The sequence below is a fragment of the Prevotella koreensis genome (genome assembly GCF_003977605.1).
GTDB lineage: Bacteria > Bacteroidota > Bacteroidia > Bacteroidales > Bacteroidaceae > Prevotella > Prevotella koreensis.
In genome coordinates, this window is sequence record NZ_RYYU01000001.1 from 2511475 (window position 1) to 2527443 (window position 15969).

Annotated in this window: 15 protein-coding genes; 13 read left to right on the forward strand and 2 right to left on the reverse strand. The window is 45.8% G+C overall.

Features of this window, described 5'->3' with window-relative positions; translation table 11 throughout:
- Nucleotides 1-50: 50 nt before the first annotated feature.
- Genes era through EHV08_RS10645 form a run of 3 tightly spaced genes read left to right on the forward strand, consistent with a single transcriptional unit; the run spans nt 51 to nt 2881 of the window.
- The gene (era, locus tag EHV08_RS10635; RefSeq protein WP_126679242.1) at nt 51-1106 is read left to right on the forward strand and encodes a GTPase Era; all 1056 of its coding nucleotides are present in this window, start codon (nt 51-53) and stop codon (nt 1104-1106) included.
- Between the two features lie 47 nt (nt 1107-1153).
- Nucleotides 1154-2470, forward strand: a complete 1317-nt coding sequence (gene der, locus EHV08_RS10640) for a ribosome biogenesis GTPase Der (RefSeq protein WP_126679243.1) — start codon at nt 1154-1156, stop codon at nt 2468-2470.
- Between the two features lie 12 nt (nt 2471-2482).
- Nucleotides 2483-2881, forward strand: coding sequence for a hypothetical protein (locus EHV08_RS10645; RefSeq protein WP_126679244.1), 399 nt, complete (start codon nt 2483-2485; stop codon nt 2879-2881).
- Between the two features lie 143 nt (nt 2882-3024).
- Here EHV08_RS10645 and EHV08_RS10650 read toward each other — a convergent pair whose 3' ends face one another.
- Both EHV08_RS10650 and EHV08_RS10655 read right to left on the reverse strand, forming a co-directional pair.
- The gene (locus EHV08_RS10650; RefSeq protein ID WP_126679245.1) at nt 3025-3801 is read right to left on the reverse strand and encodes an ABC transporter ATP-binding protein; all 777 of its coding nucleotides are present in this window, start codon (nt 3799-3801) and stop codon (nt 3025-3027) included.
- 81 nt (nt 3802-3882) lie between these two features.
- Nucleotides 3883-4629 carry an MlaE family ABC transporter permease gene (locus EHV08_RS10655; RefSeq protein WP_126679246.1) on the reverse strand — a complete coding sequence of 249 codons (747 nt, stop codon included), beginning with the start codon at nt 4627-4629 and terminating at the stop codon, nt 3883-3885.
- Between the two features lie 238 nt (nt 4630-4867).
- Here EHV08_RS10655 and EHV08_RS10660 point away from each other — a divergent pair, with 238 nt between their 5' ends.
- From EHV08_RS10660 to clpX, 10 genes are all read left to right on the forward strand, one after another.
- The gene (locus tag EHV08_RS10660) at nt 4868-5431 is read left to right on the forward strand and encodes a porin family protein (RefSeq protein WP_126679247.1); all 564 of its coding nucleotides are present in this window, start codon (nt 4868-4870) and stop codon (nt 5429-5431) included.
- A 267-nt stretch (nt 5432-5698) separates the two neighbouring features.
- Nucleotides 5699-6523, forward strand: a complete 825-nt coding sequence (lptB, locus tag EHV08_RS10665; protein ID WP_126679248.1) for an LPS export ABC transporter ATP-binding protein — start codon at nt 5699-5701, stop codon at nt 6521-6523.
- Between the two features lie 3 nt (nt 6524-6526).
- Nucleotides 6527-6664, forward strand: coding sequence for a hypothetical protein (locus EHV08_RS11490; RefSeq protein ID WP_158676083.1), 138 nt, complete (start codon nt 6527-6529; stop codon nt 6662-6664).
- Between the two features lie 211 nt (nt 6665-6875).
- Nucleotides 6876-7484: a thiamine phosphate synthase gene (locus EHV08_RS10670; RefSeq protein ID WP_126679249.1), complete on the forward strand. Its 609-nt coding sequence runs from the start codon at nt 6876-6878 to the stop codon at nt 7482-7484.
- Between the two features lie 42 nt (nt 7485-7526).
- Entirely contained in the window at nt 7527-8465 is a 939-nt protein-coding gene (locus EHV08_RS10675) for a ribose-phosphate pyrophosphokinase (RefSeq protein ID WP_126679250.1), read from the forward strand.
- A 16-nt stretch (nt 8466-8481) separates the two neighbouring features.
- Nucleotides 8482-9063, forward strand: a complete 582-nt coding sequence (locus EHV08_RS10680) for a TlpA family protein disulfide reductase (protein WP_126679251.1) — start codon at nt 8482-8484, stop codon at nt 9061-9063.
- Nucleotides 9064-9214: 151 nt separating this feature from the next.
- Nucleotides 9215-12313 carry a choice-of-anchor Q domain-containing protein gene (locus EHV08_RS10685; protein WP_126679252.1) on the forward strand — a complete coding sequence of 1033 codons (3099 nt, stop codon included), beginning with the start codon at nt 9215-9217 and terminating at the stop codon, nt 12311-12313.
- Between the two features lie 217 nt (nt 12314-12530).
- Nucleotides 12531-13886: a trigger factor gene (gene tig, locus EHV08_RS10690; RefSeq protein WP_126679253.1), complete on the forward strand. Its 1356-nt coding sequence runs from the start codon at nt 12531-12533 to the stop codon at nt 13884-13886.
- A 162-nt stretch (nt 13887-14048) separates the two neighbouring features.
- A complete protein-coding gene (gene clpP / locus EHV08_RS10695; protein WP_126679254.1) occupies nt 14049-14714 on the forward strand; it encodes an ATP-dependent Clp endopeptidase proteolytic subunit ClpP in 666 nt (221 codons plus the stop codon).
- Complete coding sequence (gene clpX, locus EHV08_RS10700; protein WP_126679255.1) at nt 14711-15940, forward strand: ATP-dependent Clp protease ATP-binding subunit ClpX; 1230 nt, start codon at nt 14711-14713, stop codon at nt 15938-15940. The genes clpP and clpX overlap by 4 nt, the downstream gene beginning before the upstream one ends.
- Nucleotides 15941-15969: the final 29 nt, after the last annotated feature.

Below are 15969 nucleotides of genomic sequence, written 5' to 3' on the forward strand. Positions count from 1 at the left end.
AATAAGATGCGTTTTTTTAGATTAAAAACGATAATATAACATACAACAATATGCACAAGGCAGGATTCGTAAATATCGTGGGAAACCCCAATGTCGGCAAATCAACGCTGATGAACCAACTTGTAGGTGAGCGCATTTCCATTGCCACTTTCAAGGCGCAGACTACGCGCCACCGCATCATGGGCATCGTCAATACCGACGATATGCAGATTGTTTTCAGCGATACTCCGGGAGTACTGAAGCCTAACTACAAGTTACAGGAGTCGATGTTGGCTTTCTCTGAGAGTGCACTTGCCGATGCCGACGTGCTTCTTTATGTCACCGATGTGGTGGAGAAGCCGGAGAAGAACATGGATTTTCTTGAGAAAGTGCAGAAGATGAAGAAGCCTGTCATATTGTTGATAAACAAGATTGATGTACTTGGTACGGATAATTCCGGACAGGAAAAGAATGTGGAGAACTCAAAACCTATCCACAAATCATCTCCTCAGAACGCTCAACACTCCGCTCGCCTCCGACAGGAGACGCTTTCGAAGCAAAGCGAAGAAAGAACGCTCAACGCTCAACGCTCACCACTCAACGCTCAACACTCAAACCTCACCACCACCCTTGGTGACATCGTAGAACTGTGGCACAAGTTATTGCCCAATGCCGAGATACTCCCTATATCTGCGAAGAACAAGTTCGGAACGGAGATTCTGCTCAAGCGCATCAAGGAACTGCTGCCCGAAAGCCCGGCTTTCTTCGACAAAGACCAACTCACCGACAAACCCGCACGATTCTTCGTGAGCGAGATAATACGTGAGAAAATACTCCTATACTACGACAAGGAGATACCCTATTCGGTAGAGGTGGCCGTGGAGAGTTTCAAGGAAAGCGAGAAGATAATCCGCATCAGTGCCGTAATCTATGTGGAACGCGACTCGCAGAAGGGCATCATAATCGGGCATCAGGGTATTGCGCTCAAGAAGATGTCCACCGAGGCACGCAAGTCGCTTGAACGATTCTTCGACAAGAGCATCTATCTGGAATGCTTTGTAAAGGTTGACAAGGATTGGCGTTCGTCCCAAAGAGAACTGAATAATTTTGGATATAACCCGGGATAGGAGTGTGGCAGGCTCGTAATGTACGGGATAAAGAAAGATAAGAAGATATGGGAAATTTAGTAGCAATAGTAGGAAGACCGAACGTTGGTAAGTCAACGCTTTTCAATAGGCTCACCAAGAGTCGTCGCGCAATTGTCAGTGACGAGGCCGGAACCACGCGCGACCGTCAATACGGCAAGTGCGAATGGTGTGGCAAGGAGTTCTCGGTGGTTGATACCGGCGGCTGGGTGGTAAACAGCGATGATATATTTGAGGAACAGATACGCAAGCAGGTAATGGTGGCAACAGAAGAAGCCGACCTCCTACTTTTCCTTGTAGATACCGACAACGGACTCACCGACTGGGACGAAGACGTGGCAAAGATACTGCGACGCACAAACCTGCCGGTGATATTGGTTGCCAACAAGGTGGATAACAGTGCTCAACAGTTCGATGCAATGGAGTTCTACAAACTCGGACTTGGCGAACCGCAGTGCGTAAGTGCCATCTCCGGAAGCGGTACCGGCGACCTTCTTGACCTCGTACTCGAAAAACTGCCCACGGCAAAAGACGAAGACGACTTCCTCGACGATACCCCGCGCTTTGCCGTGGTGGGACGACCTAATGCCGGAAAGAGCAGCCTGATAAATGCCTTCATCGGAGAAGACCGTCACATAGTGACCGAAATTGCAGGTACAACACGCGACAGTATATATACGAAGTACGATAAGTTCGGTTTCGATTTTTATCTCGTTGATACCGCCGGCATACGTCGTAAGAATAAGGTAACGGAAGATCTTGAGTTCTATAGCGTGATGCGTTCGATACGCGCCATTGAGAATAGCGATGTCTGCATACTGATGATTGATGCCACGCGAGGTATTGAGACCCAAGACATGAACATCTTCCAGTTGATACAGAAGAACAATAAGTCGCTGGTTGTGGTCGTAAACAAGTGGGATCTCGTGGAGGACAAGAGTCAGAAAGCAATAGATACTTTCAAGAATGCCATACAAAACCGCATGGCTCCGTTCACCGACTTCCCGATAATCTTTGCTTCTGCGCTCACCAAGCAGCGCATTTTCAAGGTACTTGAAACGGCGAAGGATGTGTTCCTCAATCGTAAGGCGAAGATTGGAACGACGAAACTCAACGAGGTGATGTTGCCTATCATCGAGGCTACACCGCCGCCATCGATAAAAGGAAAGTACATAAAGATAAAGTATTGTGCGCAGATTCCGGATACTCAGATTCCGAGTTTCGTGTTCTATGCCAATCTGCCGCAGTATATCAAAGAACCATACAAGCGTTTCCTTGAGAACAAGATACGTGATAACTGGACACTGACCGGCTCGCCGATAAACATTTTCATAAGACAGAAATAACATCTCGTAGCAATGCGCAAACTGATATATGCCGTTCTGCTTGTAGTGATGTTCGCAGCGATTGGTTGTGGCAGTGACGCTGAAAAGGAAAAGAATGCTGCCGGACTTTTTGCCAAAGGTTATTACGAACGTCTCATCGAAGGCAACTACGATGGATATGTTGATGCTCTCAACTATCCGGACAGTCTGCCGCCCGGTTATCGTCGCCAACTTATTCTTAATGCCAAGACGTTTGCCGAGCAGCAGAAAGCACTCAATGGCGGCTGGGTTGCGGTGGAGGTTGCCGACTGCCAACTTGACCGTCTTTCGCCAACGGCTTTGGTGACACTAAGAATGTGCTATGCCGACAGCACGCGAGAGGATGTTGTTGTGCCGATGGTTGAGCGTGAAGGCAGGTGGTATATACGCTGAGGAAGACAATTAGGGAATGTCTTATGAGTGGCATATAGACGCTTTGCGGGTCGAGAAGTTAATGCGATAGAAACGAAAATACCGGAAATAAGACATAAATCTCTGTCTTGTTTCCGGTATTTTCGTTCTTTATATTTGTATTGTCATTCCTTGTCATGCAGTTCGCGCATCTCCTCTTTCTTGACCTTCTTGAATAGGTCGGAGGCAAAAATGAAGTCGTTCAGTTTCTTGTTGTCTGATGTCATTATCTCATCCTTGTTGCCTGTCCATGCCGAGTTGCCTTTATATATGAATATGATGTTCTCACCGATTCCCATTACCGAGTTCATGTCGTGAGTGTTTATGATAGTAGTAGTGTTGTATTCCTGCGTGATACTGTGCAGCAATTCATCTATTACGAGGCTCGTCTTAGGGTCAAGTCCGGAGTTAGGTTCGTCGCAGAAGAGATACTTCGGGTTCAGGGCTATTGCCCTTGCTATTGCCACGCGCTTCTGCATTCCTCCCGAAAGTTCGCCGGGAAACTTGTCCTTCGCATCAAGAAGGTTCACGCGGTCGAGACATTCCTCGGCGCGTTTCGTGCGTTCTCTCAATGTCATGCTTGAGAACATGTCGAGCGGGAACATTACATTCTCCAACACAGGAATGGAATCGAAGAGGGCAGCACTCTGGAAAATCATGCCCATCTCGCGTCTCAGCATCACCTTCTCACGTTTTGACATGGCCACGAAGTCGCGTCCGTCGTAGAGTATTTCGCCCGATGTGGGTTCAAGCAATCCCACGATGTTCTTCATCAGAACAGTCTTTCCCGATCCGCTCTGACCGATAATCAGATTGGTCTTTCCGTTACTGAAAGTGGCATTAACGTCTTTAAGTACTTCTTTGTCACCGAAAGATTTATACAGGTTCTTTATCTCAATCATATTGTTGTCTTGATTTATTGAGTTAAGGAGGTGTGCGATAAAAGTGAGCATCGCCTTGCCATGACCTCCGTTACTTTAATTTCATGAAAGCAACTGTGTGAGGAACACGTCTGAAAAAAGAATCAGTACCGAACTGCTCACCACCGCAGTGGTAGAGGCCTTGCCGACTTCCACCGAGCCGCCTTCCACCGAATATCCGCAGTAAGAAGAAACACTGCTGATGATGAAAGCAAAAAAGATGCTCTTGATAATACTCATCCACACGAACCATGCCCTAAAGTCGTGCTGCAAACCCAGTGTGAGGTCGTCGGGCGAGAGCACATGCCCCAAATAGGCAGTGGCGTAAGCACCAACTATTCCGAGAGCCGACGAGAAAATAACGAGGAATGGCATCATTGTTATCATTCCCAAAATCTTGGGCAGAATGAGATAACTCGCAGAGTTGACACCCATTATCTCAAGCGCGTCAATCTGCTGCGTGACCCTCATCGTGCCCAACTCCGAGGCTATGTTGGAGCCCACTTTCCCCGCAAGTATCAGACACATGATGCTCGACGAGAATTCCAGAAGCATTATCTCGCGTGTGGTGTAGCCGCTGACCCAGCGTGGCATCCACGGACTTTGTATGTTCAACTTCATCTGAATACAGATAACGGCACCGATGAAGAACGAGATAAGCAGTACGATACCTATGGAGTCAACACCCAACTGGGTCATGTCCTTAGTGTATTGCTTGAAGAACATTCTCATGCGTTCAGGCATTGAGAACACGCGTCCCATGAGCATGAGGTATCGTCCGAAAATGGTAAGATATTTCTTTATAAACATATTGATGTCTGAATGAAATTGTTTGCAAAAGTAATTAAAATCGACCGAATAACGGCATTTTTGCCGTATTGTTTTTCTTTTATTCGCATTTGTATTGTCCTAATTTATCTTTTTTTTGTTGTTTTTGTGGAGTTTTTAAAAAAAGATGTCATAATATTTGTTCATAAAGAATCTTTTGTCTACTTTTGTAGCGAATTAAATAAATACAATTTACCAATTTTTAAAGTATTAATTAATTATGAAAAAGTTATTTATCGCAGCATTGATGATGGTATCGTCGGTTGCATCATTCGCACAGCATTCAATTGGTTCGGTTTCAATACAGCCTAAGGTAGGTGGAACTCTTACTACATTTGCAGGTAAAGATTCTAAAGGAGCAAATATGAAGTTAGGACTCATTGCAGGTGCGGAAGTAGAATATCAGGCAACCGATCTTCTCAGTCTTGCAGCAGGTTTGAACTATGCAATGCAGGGATGTGCTATTGATGATCCGCTCCCAAATATTGATACAGAGTATTTCAATATTCCTCTTGTTGCAAATTTCTATGTTGCAAGGAATTTTGCTCTTAAGGTTGGTGTTCAGCCGGGATTCCTTATGAGTGCAAAATTAGATAAACTTGATGTGAAGAAAGCTTATAAATCTTTCGACTTGAGCATCCCTGTTGGAGCAAGTTACGAGATTGAAGATTTCGTTATTGACGCTCGTTACAACTTCGGTGTTACTAATGTTAATGAATCAGATGCAACAAAGACACGCAACAGCGTTATTCAGTTGACACTTGGTTACAAGTTCGATCTCTAAGAAATAGATTAGTATCGCATAACAATAAAAGCCATATCTGCTTTTCGTAAAGAATTGCAGATATGGCTTTTTTGTTTCACGAAAACTTAATAAGGCGTAAAAGAAAACCCGAATTACTTACGATGACGTTACCGAAAAATGCCGGAAAAATGCTTGCAAATTAATAATAATTTGTACTTTTGCATTCTGAAACATATTATATGATTTGACAATCAAGATGGGCAAGTATTTTGTGTCATTGATGATTACGATTATTTTGGAACAGATATGAGCGATACGATAAACGTAAACGGCAGTTACCGCGAGGGCGATGCGGTGTTGAGAACCGAGGGTTTGGTGAAACGCTACGGCAAACGAACCGTGGTTAACGACGTGTCAATCAACGTCAGACAGGGCGAAATTGTGGGTCTGCTCGGGCCGAACGGTGCCGGCAAAACCACATCGTTCTACATGACGACAGGACTTGTGGTGCCAAACGCCGGGCACATATTTCTTGATGCTCACGACATAACAGACTATCCCGTATATAAACGAGCACGCGCCGGCATAGGCTACCTGCCGCAGGAGGCCAGCGTGTTCCGCAAAATGAGTGTGGAAGACAATATAATGTCGGTGCTCGAGATGACAAAGACCACGAGGAAATATCAACTCGAAAAACTCGAAAGTCTGATACGTGAGTTCAGATTGGAGAAAGTGCGCAAGAATACCGGCGACCGACTCTCGGGTGGAGAACGCCGTAGGACAGAGATAGCGCGATGCCTTGCCATCGACCCGAAGTTCATAATGCTCGACGAACCCTTTGCCGGTGTCGATCCGATTGCCGTGGAAGACATTCAGCACATCGTTTGGCAACTGAAATATCGTAACATCGGAATACTCATAACCGACCATAACGTGCAGGAAACGCTATCCATCACCGACCGCGCTTACCTGCTGTTCGAAGGTCGAATACTCTTTCAAGGCACTCCGGAACAACTCGCCGAGAACAGCATAGTGCGTGAGAAATATCTCGGTAGCGGATTTGTGCTGCGACAGAAAGACTTCCAGCAGATTGATGAAGAGAAGAGGAGAAGGATGGACGATGAGGGTTGAGGGTTGAGCGATGAGTGTTCTTTCTTCGCTTTGCTTCGAAAGCGTCTCCTGTCGGAGCCGAGCGGAGCGATGAGCGATGAGTGTTCTGTTATTGCTTTTAAGCGTCTTGTGTCGAAGCAGGGAGGAGCGATGAACGCGTAGGGGAAAATGTATTGCGGGCAGGAATGAATGCTATTAAAAAGTAAAATGGGCGAGATTGCAGAGTAAAATGGGCGAAATTGGTTGGCAATTTAGGCGAGATTGGTTAGCAATTTGGGCTAAATTGAAAATCATAATCAAATATTTATATCTGCAAAATGTGGCCTTATCAAATTTTTTTTCATACCTTTGCAGGGCGTAATCTTAACATGAAATGAAACTTATTTTAATGACCAAGCCCACATTCTTTGTGGAAGAAGACAAAATATTATCCAACCTTCTTGAGGAAGGTATGGATTTCCTTCATGTATATAAGCCGGATTCGTCACCGGTATTCACCGAAAGGCTGTTGTCGCTGATTCCGGAGGAGTATTACAAGAAGATGGTTGTGCATGGCCATTACTATCTGAAAGACGAATATGGACTCAGAGGCATTCATGTAGATGACCCGTCGGCATCGTTGCCACAGGGATATAATGGAAAGTTCTCAAGAACATGCACCGCTATCGACCAACTGAAGGAGGCAAAGAAAAAGTCGGAATATGTTTTCCTGAAGCATATCGCAACCGAAAATTCGGAGACCGGCAGAAAGGGCGATTTCACAACCGAAGAACTCATTGATGCGCGCAAACAGGGTCTGATAGATAAGCATGTGTATGCGCTCGGAGGGTTGAATATTGACAATATTAAGGAAATAAAGCAGTTGGGATTCGGTGGTGTAGTGATTTGCGGAGATATATGGAAACGCTTTGATATACACAAACAGCAAGACTATAAAGACTTGCTGAATCACTTTGTGAAAATAAAAAAAATAGTGGATTAGGTGGCTTGATAATACTTTTTTCAAACTCAAAATAGATAACAAATGATAGACCAAAATTCTTTCATGGTATTCGCGGGCACAAACACCAAATATCTGGCAGAAAAGATTTGCAAGAGTTTGGGTTGCCAATTAGGAAACCTTGTCATGACGAAGTTCTCTGACGGAGAGTTTGCCGTTTCGTACGAGCAATCCATCAGAGGCCGTGACGTGTTCCTCGTGCAAAGCACATTCCCGCCTTCGGACAACCTCATGGAATTGTTGCTTATGATTGATGCGGCAAAGAGAGCATCGGCAAAGAGCATCAATGCGGTGATTCCGTATTTCGGGTGGGCACGACAGGACCGAAAAGACAAACCGCGCGTGAGTATCGGTGCGAAACTTGTGGCCGACTTGCTGAACGCTGCCGGTATCGACCGCCTGATAACAATGGACTTGCACGCAGACCAGATTCAGGGATTTTTTGATGTGCCTGTTGACCATTTGTATGCTTCGGGCGTGCTTCTGCCTTATTTGCAGAGTCTTAATCTCGACAATCTGGTTATTGCATCGCCTGATGTCGGCGGTAGCAAGAGGGCTAACACGTTTGCAAAATATCTTGGCTGTCCGCTCGTACTTTGCAACAAGACAAGGTCGAGGGCAAATGTGGTTGATTCCATGCAGATTATTGGTGAGGTAAAGGGAAAGAATGTGGTTCTGGTTGACGATATGGTTGATACGGCCGGGACAATCACCAAGGCTGCCGACGTGATGATTGCAGAGGGCGCAAAAAGCGTAAGAGCATGTGCAAGCCACTGCGTGATGAGCGGTCCGGCAAGCGAGCGTGTGCAGAACAGTACTCTTGAGGAAATCGTAATGACAAACTCGATTCCTTATAATCAAAACTGCTCGAAGATTAAGCAACTGTGCGTTGCCGACATGTTCGCCGAGACTATACGCCGAGTGCTCGAAAACAAGAGCATCAGCGACCAGTATATCATCTAAATATAATAATGTCACTATGAAAAAGGGATACTCTCTCGCAGTCGTGTTTATGGCTTTGGCGTTTGCAGTGTGTTCATGCAATGTTCCGGGTAAGCCTGCAACGGATAGTAATGATTCTGCTAACGAAGTGAAGGAACAAACCGTCGGCAATGAAGACGTTAAGCCGATGGCTGTTGCCGAACTGAAGATGGCAAAGGATTTCACTCTTGACGATATTAAAGGCAAGAAAGTAAATCTGATGAGTGAGGTAAAGAAGAACAAGATAACGATTCTTGACTTCTGGGCAAGTTGGTGCCCGCCTTGCATGCGCGAGGTGCCCAATCTTGTTGATATTTACGACAGATATGGAGAAGACGGACTTGGCATAGTGGGCGTGTCGCTTGACGAAAGCAAGGACGACTGGAAAAACACAGTGGAGTCAATGGGGATGAAATGGGTACAGGTTTCTGACCTCAAAGGCGGTAAAAGTCCGGTTGTGCGTCTTTATAATGTGCAGTCTATTCCACACATACTGGTTATCGACTCCGAAGGACGCATACTTTCTGAAGGCCTGACAGGTACCGAACTCGAAGAGTTCATTGCCGACCACATCGAATAGTACTTCATATTCGTTCTGTTTTTTATTCCTATAAGTAGGCATCGGGATAATTTAAAGTTGTCCCGATGTCGTTGCTTAATGATTATTATTGGAATATTGGTTGGTGGAATTTGTTTAATAACCGAAAAACATTTTTAATAAAATAAATATTATGAAAAAAACATTTTTACTTTTATCAGTAGCGTTCGCACTGTTCTTTGTTGCCATGCCGATGGAGGCAAAGGTGCGTTACGTGAAGAGCGGAAGCACCGGCGATGGTTCGTCGTGGGCTTCGGCATTGGGCAGTTTGCAGACTGCCATTAACGAATCGGCCGCCGGAGATGAGATATGGGTGGCCGCCGGAGTTTACGCTCCCGAAGAACTCATCAAAAGTTCAAGACCGCTTTCCCGCGCATTCATAATGAAGAGTGGCGTGTCAATCTACGGAGGTTTTGCCGGAACAGAGGCCGACAAGACCGAACGTGCACTGAAAGAGGGCGGAAAAGCCTACGATTTCGTGAACGAAACCATACTTAGTGCCGATGACGATGTGGCTGATATATGGGTGAGAGAGTTCCAGGATGCCACTACTTATCGCTATGCGTGGCATGTGGAGAATAGTGTTATACCCGGAACGGCAGACAATTACCATCATGTGCTCTATGCTGCGGGCGAACTTGTGGATGCCACAGAAATCAACGGACTTACACTTAAAGGCGCACATGCGAATGATTATAAGTCGAAAGCAGCGGGAGGCGCACTCTATGCGAAGGGAAACATTACGTTGAAAGCATGTAAGGTGGTTGAAAATTCGGCTTGGTTCAAGAACGAATCCACAGGAAGTAGCGACACCAATGGTGGTGCCGTGTATTTGGTCGGCTCCGGAAATGCAGCAATTACCGAGTGCTATTTCGCCCGCAACTATAGCCACTCAAGTTACGGCAGAGGTTTGGGCGGTGCCGTTTATGCAAAGAATGTGACCATCAGCAACTGCGATTTCGAGGACTGTGTTGCGCTTGAAAACGGTGGTGCGGTATATAATATCGGTGGAACGGTCACAGGCTGCACTTTCAACAACTGCTACGGCGGTTCGGGTGGTGCCATCTACAATGACGGAAAGGCCGAACGTAACGTTGTTTACGAGTGCCGCGGACTGCTCGGTGGCGGTGTATATAACAAGTCTGTTGCGTCTTACAACCTTGTGGCAAACTGCTATGCCGACATGATTGAAATGGGCGATAGCAACGGTGGTAAAGGTGGCGGCATCTATAACGAGAGTGGCGATGTGCTCGGTTCGGTGGTGTTCAACAACACTGCGTTCAGTGGCGGCGGCATTTACATAAAAGATGGTCGTGTAATCAACTGCACGGTGCAGAACAATATGTTGCGTGCTGAAAGTGAAATTGCCAATATCGGAATTGAAGGTAATGCTGAAGAAAATCTGAAAGTGTTCAATACCATTGGCAATCCGAATGCCGACAAGACTAACTTCACCAATCCTACCACATTCAACGGAGTGGCAAAGACGGCGGCAGACACTGTGGCTGTGAAGGCTGCCAACTGGACATTGGCTGCCGGCAGTGAGTTTATTGATGCCGGAACAGCGACAGAAGGTATCGTTGAAGAAACCGACATACTGGGCAATCCGCGCGTGTCAGGCTCTGCAATAGACAAGGGAGCATACGAACGTGAGGCAGAGAAATTGCCGAACATTACGCTCACCTATGCCGAAGCAGGCAGTGAAGTGACCGTGGGAACGGGCGGAAGCAACGGTGTGGTGTTCCATATTGACTGGGGAGACGGTAACTTGCAGGAGTATAGCAAGGCTTCTTACATCACGCATACCACCTTGGGTAAAGAGGTGAAAATCTATGGTGACAACATCCTTATACTCGTTGCGACAAATCAGAATCTGCAGGCTGTTGACATAACACGTGCTCCTACGCTAAGTCGTATTCAGTTGGGAGGAAACCAACTCACCGCACTCGATGTTACACAGAACCTCAATCTTACCGGCATTTATTGCGAGAAAAACAAGATTACCGCTCTCGATGTGAAGAACTGTAAGTTGCTACGCGTGCTCGACTGTCACGAGAACGAGATCGCCGGAACCATCGATTGCAGCGAGATGACAAAACTTTCAAAGGTTGACTGTGCTGATAATAAGGTGGAAGAACTGATATTGCCGAAACATGATGCTCTCACTCAGGTTGATTGTTCGCGCAACAGTCTGACTGCATTGGATGTTACGGGACTGCCGGCTCTTTCGGATTTGAGTTGCACGGAGAACAAAATTACGTCCTTGGATCTGAAGGATTTGGCTAATCTTGAGAATATCTATGCTTTCTCTAATGAAATGAATGAAATCGATGTAACGCCTTGCGTAAACCTGAAGACTCTCAGTGTTGCTGATAATAAGTTCACTTCTATTGACTTGCAGAAGAACAAATTCTTGGAAGGAGTTTATCTTTTCAAGAACAAATTGTCGGCTGTTGATATATCAAAGTGCCCGAACGTTAGATGGCTTAATGTCAGTGACAACAATCTCACGGAGTTGAATACGTCGCAACAGTCTATGTTGTCGATGCTCATTGCAAACAATAACCGTATTTCAGAAGTGGATTTGTCTAACAATAAGCAACTCCTTCAGGTTCAACTTGGCAGCAACCAACTCTCAGCTATTGATGTTACAAAGCAACCAAATCTGTCGTGGCTGAAAGTTGATAACAACGCAATAAGCACGCTTGATTTGAAGAATAACTCATATCTCTATTGGTTGGAGTGTGGCAAGAACAACATTGCCGAACTCGATCTCTCTAATAACAAGAGTTTGCAGCGTCTTGAGGCCGAGGAAAATCAACTTACAACGCTCGACCTTTCAAAGAATCTGAACTTGGAGGGTGTCCTAATACAGAATAATAAGTTGCCGGTTGACGTTCTAAATGCAATCATCGATGTACTGAAAGATGTATCGAATGTTGAAATCAACGTGAACAACGAGGCTTGGGGTCGTAAACTCAACATCAGCGAAATGCCGGGAACTGCGGGCGCGAACATCGAACAGGCAAAGGCCAAGGGCTGGATTGTAACGGCAGAATTTACTTCCGGCATCGATTCTGCAAGTGCAGTGGAAGAGGGCTTCACGAAGTATTACTTTACCATCAGTGGTCACGCGCTCGGTACTGTCCGTCCGTCGGTCAAGGGTATATACATCGTAAAGGAAATGAACGGAACGAAAGTTGTCTCTATTCAGAAGATAATAATCAAGTAACATTTTGAAATGAAGTGTTGAAAAGTAAAGAGGATATGGAGTGAATCGCCATATCCTCTTTTCCTTTTCTTACGCATCTGTCTGGCTATATGTTATAATGCCTTATGGTTAAAAAAACAAATTTTTTCATATTGATATTATATTATTACGAAAATAATGCGTAATTTTGCATTTCAATTCGTGAAATTAGTAATAATCAAAGATTTAAATAATACAAATGAAAGTAACATTTGAGAATCCTGACAAGGTAAATGGATTGATGACCTTGACAGTAGAAGAGGCTGATTATACCGAAAAGGTGGAAAAGCAACTTAAGGATTACCGCAAGCGTGCCAATATTCCGGGATTCCGTCCGGGGCAGGTACCTATGGGCATGGTGCGCCGCCAGTATGGTAACGCTGTAAAAGTGGATGTTATAAACAACTTGCTGGGCGAGGAGATTTACAAGTATGTGCGTGAGAACAAAGTGCAGATGCTGGGCGAACCAATGCCGTCAGAGCAGCAGGTACAGGTGGATCTCGAGAAGCCGGCACCCTACACTTTCGTCTTTGACATCGCCGTTGCACCGGAGTTCAAAATTGAAATAACAAAGAAAGATACTGTAGATTTCTACAATATCACTGTTGACGATAAGATTATCGACCGTCAGATAGACATGTATGCTTCACGTTCGGGACACTACGATAAGGTGGAGGAATATCAGGCTAACGACATGCTGAAGGGCGATATGCGCGAACTCGATGCAGAAGGCAACACCAAGGAAGGTGGCATCAGCGTTGAGGCTGCCATAATGATGCCTGAATATATCAAGGTGGAGGAGCAGAAAGCTTTGTTCCAAGGTGCGAAACTCGGCGACGTGATAACGTTCAATCCAAAGAAGGCTTACCCGGAAGGCTCTGCCGAAATACAGGGAATGTTGAAGGTTTCACGTGAGGAGGCTGAGAATATAACTGCCGATTTCAGTTATCAGATTACCGAAATATCACGCTATGTGAAGGCTGAGGTTAATCAGGCACTCTTCGATCAGGTGTATGGCGAGGGCAATATCGCCGATGAGAAGGCTTTCCGCGAGCGCATCGCACAGGATTTGAAAGCACAGTTTGTTACAGACAGTGACTTCCGTTTCTTGCAAGACCTGCGCAAATACTGCGAGAACAAGGTGGGCAAACTCACATATCCCGACGCAACATTGAAGCGCGTGATGCTGAACAACAATAAGGATAAGGGTGCAGACTTCGTTGAGAAGAATTACGAGAAGAGCATAAAGGAACTCACATGGCACCTCATCAAGGAGCAACTTGTGGCTGCAAACAATGTGAAAATCGAGGATGCGGACATCAAGGAGGCTGCCAAAGAGGCCGCACGCGCACAGTTCGCACAGTATGGTATGAACAATGTGCCCGACGAGTATCTTGAGAACTATGCTGCCGACATGCTGAAGAAGAAAGAGTATGTTGACAACCTCGTTGACCGTAGCATTGACCGCAAACTCACCGAAGCACTCAAGAAGATTGTCAAACTCAACGAGAAAGAAATTTCTCTTGATGATTTCAACAAACTTTTCGAGGCATAATATAAATAGGAGAAATAAAAGAAAAAGCCTGAAATAACATTTTTTACGGATTTTTTTTCTGATATATTAGGGGGTTATCGACTTTTTTCATAACTTTGTAATTACAAAGAGCATGAAAAAAGTCGATAATCTCTTTTTTCATGGATAAAAGAATAGGAAAATATGAACGACTTTAGAAAATATGCTACACAGCATCTTGGAATTAACGGACTGGCTCTTGACGATGTGATTAAGTTGCAGTCGCAGTATCTTAACCCGTATATACTTGAGGAGAGACAGTTGAACGTGACGCAGATGGACGTGTTCTCTCGTCTCATGATGGATCGTATAATATTTCTCGGAACGCAGATTGACGATTACACCGCAAACACCTTGCAGGCGCAGTTGCTATATCTCGACTCCACAGACCCCGGAAAAGACATTTCTATATATATAAATTCGCCGGGCGGAAGCGTTACGGCGGGATTGGGAATCTACGACACGATGCAGTTCATTTCGAGCGATGTGGCGACGATATGCACCGGAATGGCGGCCTCAATGGCAGCAGTACTGCTCGTGAGCGGACAGGAAGGCAAACGCTCTGCACTGACACATAGCCGAGTGATGATACACCAACCGCTCGGAGGAGTGCAGGGACAGGCTTCTGATATCGAGATAGAGGCAAAGGAAATACTGAAATTCAAGAAAGAACTATATACCATCATAGCCGAACATTCTCACACACCATACGACAAAGTGTATGCAGACAGCGACCGCAACTACTGGATGAATGCGGAGGAGGCCAAGGCTTACGGAATGATTGACGAAGTGCTGACGAAGAAGAAATGAAGAAAAGATGTAGTTTCTGTGGGCGAGACGAGAACGAAGCGAGATTGCTCATATCCGGAATGACGGGATTTATCTGTGAGAACTGTGTGGAACAGGCTCACGACATATTGCTCAGTTCGGGACTATTGGAGGCGGTAAAGGAAGCGAAAGCCGATAAATTCAAACTCAAGAAGGTACCCAAACCGCACGATATAAAGGCTCATCTCGACCAATATGTCATCGGACAGGATGAGGCCAAACGCTTCTTGGCGGTGGCTGTGTATAACCACTACAAGCGACTTCAGCAACCGGCAGACAAGAGTGGGGTGGAGATAGAGAAGAGCAACATCATAATGGTGGGGCGCACCGGTACCGGTAAAACTCTCCTTGCACGCACTATCGCCAAGTTGTTAGACGTGCCGTTCACCATCGTCGATGCCACGGTGTTCACCGAAGCGGGATATGTGGGTGAGGATGTGGAGAGCATTCTCAGCCGACTTCTTCAGGTTGCCGACTACGATCAGGCTGCTGCCGAACGTGGTATTGTGTTCATCGACGAGATTGATAAGATTGCTCGTAAGAGCGATAACCCGTCGATTACGCGCGACGTTAGCGGCGAAGGAGTTCAGCAGAGCATGCTTAAATTGCTCGAGGGGGCTGTCGTCAACGTGCCACCAAAGGGCGGAAGAAAACACCCTGACCAAGATTATATACATCTTGACACACGCAACATCCTATTTATCTGCGGCGGAGCATTCGATGGTATAGAACGTAAGATTGCGCAGAGACTGAATACCCACGTGGTGGGATATAACTCGGTGCAGAACGTGAGGAACATTGACAAGGACGACATGATGAAATATATCTTGCCGCAGGACTTGAAATCGTTCGGACTGATACCTGAATTGATAGGCCGCTTGCCGGTGCTTACCTATCTCAATCCGCTTGACCGTGATGCGCTTCGCAAGATTCTTGTTGAACCGAAGAACTCCATAGTTAAGCAATATGAGAAACTGTTCAAGATGGACGGTATAAAACTGAAGTTCCCGGAAGATACGCTCGACTATCTCGTTGAGCAGGCGATGGAGTACAAACTCGGTGCACGCGGACTGCGCTCGATTGTTGAGAGTGTGATGATGGATGCGATGTTTGATGTTCCGTCGCAAGATGTGAAGAGTTTTGTCGTTACTATCGACTATGCAAGGAAGCAGTTGGAAAAGGCTCACTTGCAGAAACTTGAGAGTTGAAAGCTAACTGCTACCCTAACAAACTATGC

Bases quoted from the DNA above. Each gene is read 5' to 3' on its own strand.
- era (WP_126679242.1), top strand. From the start codon at position 51: ATGCACAAGGCAGGATTCGTAAATATCGTGGGAAACCCCAATGTCGGC.
- der (WP_126679243.1), top strand. From the start codon at position 1,154: ATGGGAAATTTAGTAGCAATAGTAGGAAGACCGAACGTTGGTAAGTCA.
- EHV08_RS10645 (WP_126679244.1), top strand. From the start codon at position 2,483: ATGCGCAAACTGATATATGCCGTTCTGCTTGTAGTGATGTTCGCAGCG.
- EHV08_RS10650 (WP_126679245.1), bottom strand. From the start codon at position 3,801: ATGATTGAGATAAAGAACCTGTATAAATCTTTCGGTGACAAAGAAGTA.
- EHV08_RS10655 (WP_126679246.1), bottom strand. From the start codon at position 4,629: ATGTTTATAAAGAAATATCTTACCATTTTCGGACGATACCTCATGCTC.
- EHV08_RS10660 (WP_126679247.1), top strand. From the start codon at position 4,868: ATGAAAAAGTTATTTATCGCAGCATTGATGATGGTATCGTCGGTTGCA.
- lptB (WP_126679248.1), top strand. From the start codon at position 5,699: ATGAGCGATACGATAAACGTAAACGGCAGTTACCGCGAGGGCGATGCG.
- EHV08_RS10670 (WP_126679249.1), top strand. From the start codon at position 6,876: ATGAAACTTATTTTAATGACCAAGCCCACATTCTTTGTGGAAGAAGAC.
- EHV08_RS10675 (WP_126679250.1), top strand. From the start codon at position 7,527: ATGATAGACCAAAATTCTTTCATGGTATTCGCGGGCACAAACACCAAA.
- EHV08_RS10680 (WP_126679251.1), top strand. From the start codon at position 8,482: ATGAAAAAGGGATACTCTCTCGCAGTCGTGTTTATGGCTTTGGCGTTT.
- EHV08_RS10685 (WP_126679252.1), top strand. From the start codon at position 9,215: ATGAAAAAAACATTTTTACTTTTATCAGTAGCGTTCGCACTGTTCTTT.
- tig (WP_126679253.1), top strand. From the start codon at position 12,531: ATGAAAGTAACATTTGAGAATCCTGACAAGGTAAATGGATTGATGACC.
- clpP (WP_126679254.1), top strand. From the start codon at position 14,049: ATGAACGACTTTAGAAAATATGCTACACAGCATCTTGGAATTAACGGA.
- clpX (WP_126679255.1), top strand. From the start codon at position 14,711: ATGAAGAAAAGATGTAGTTTCTGTGGGCGAGACGAGAACGAAGCGAGA.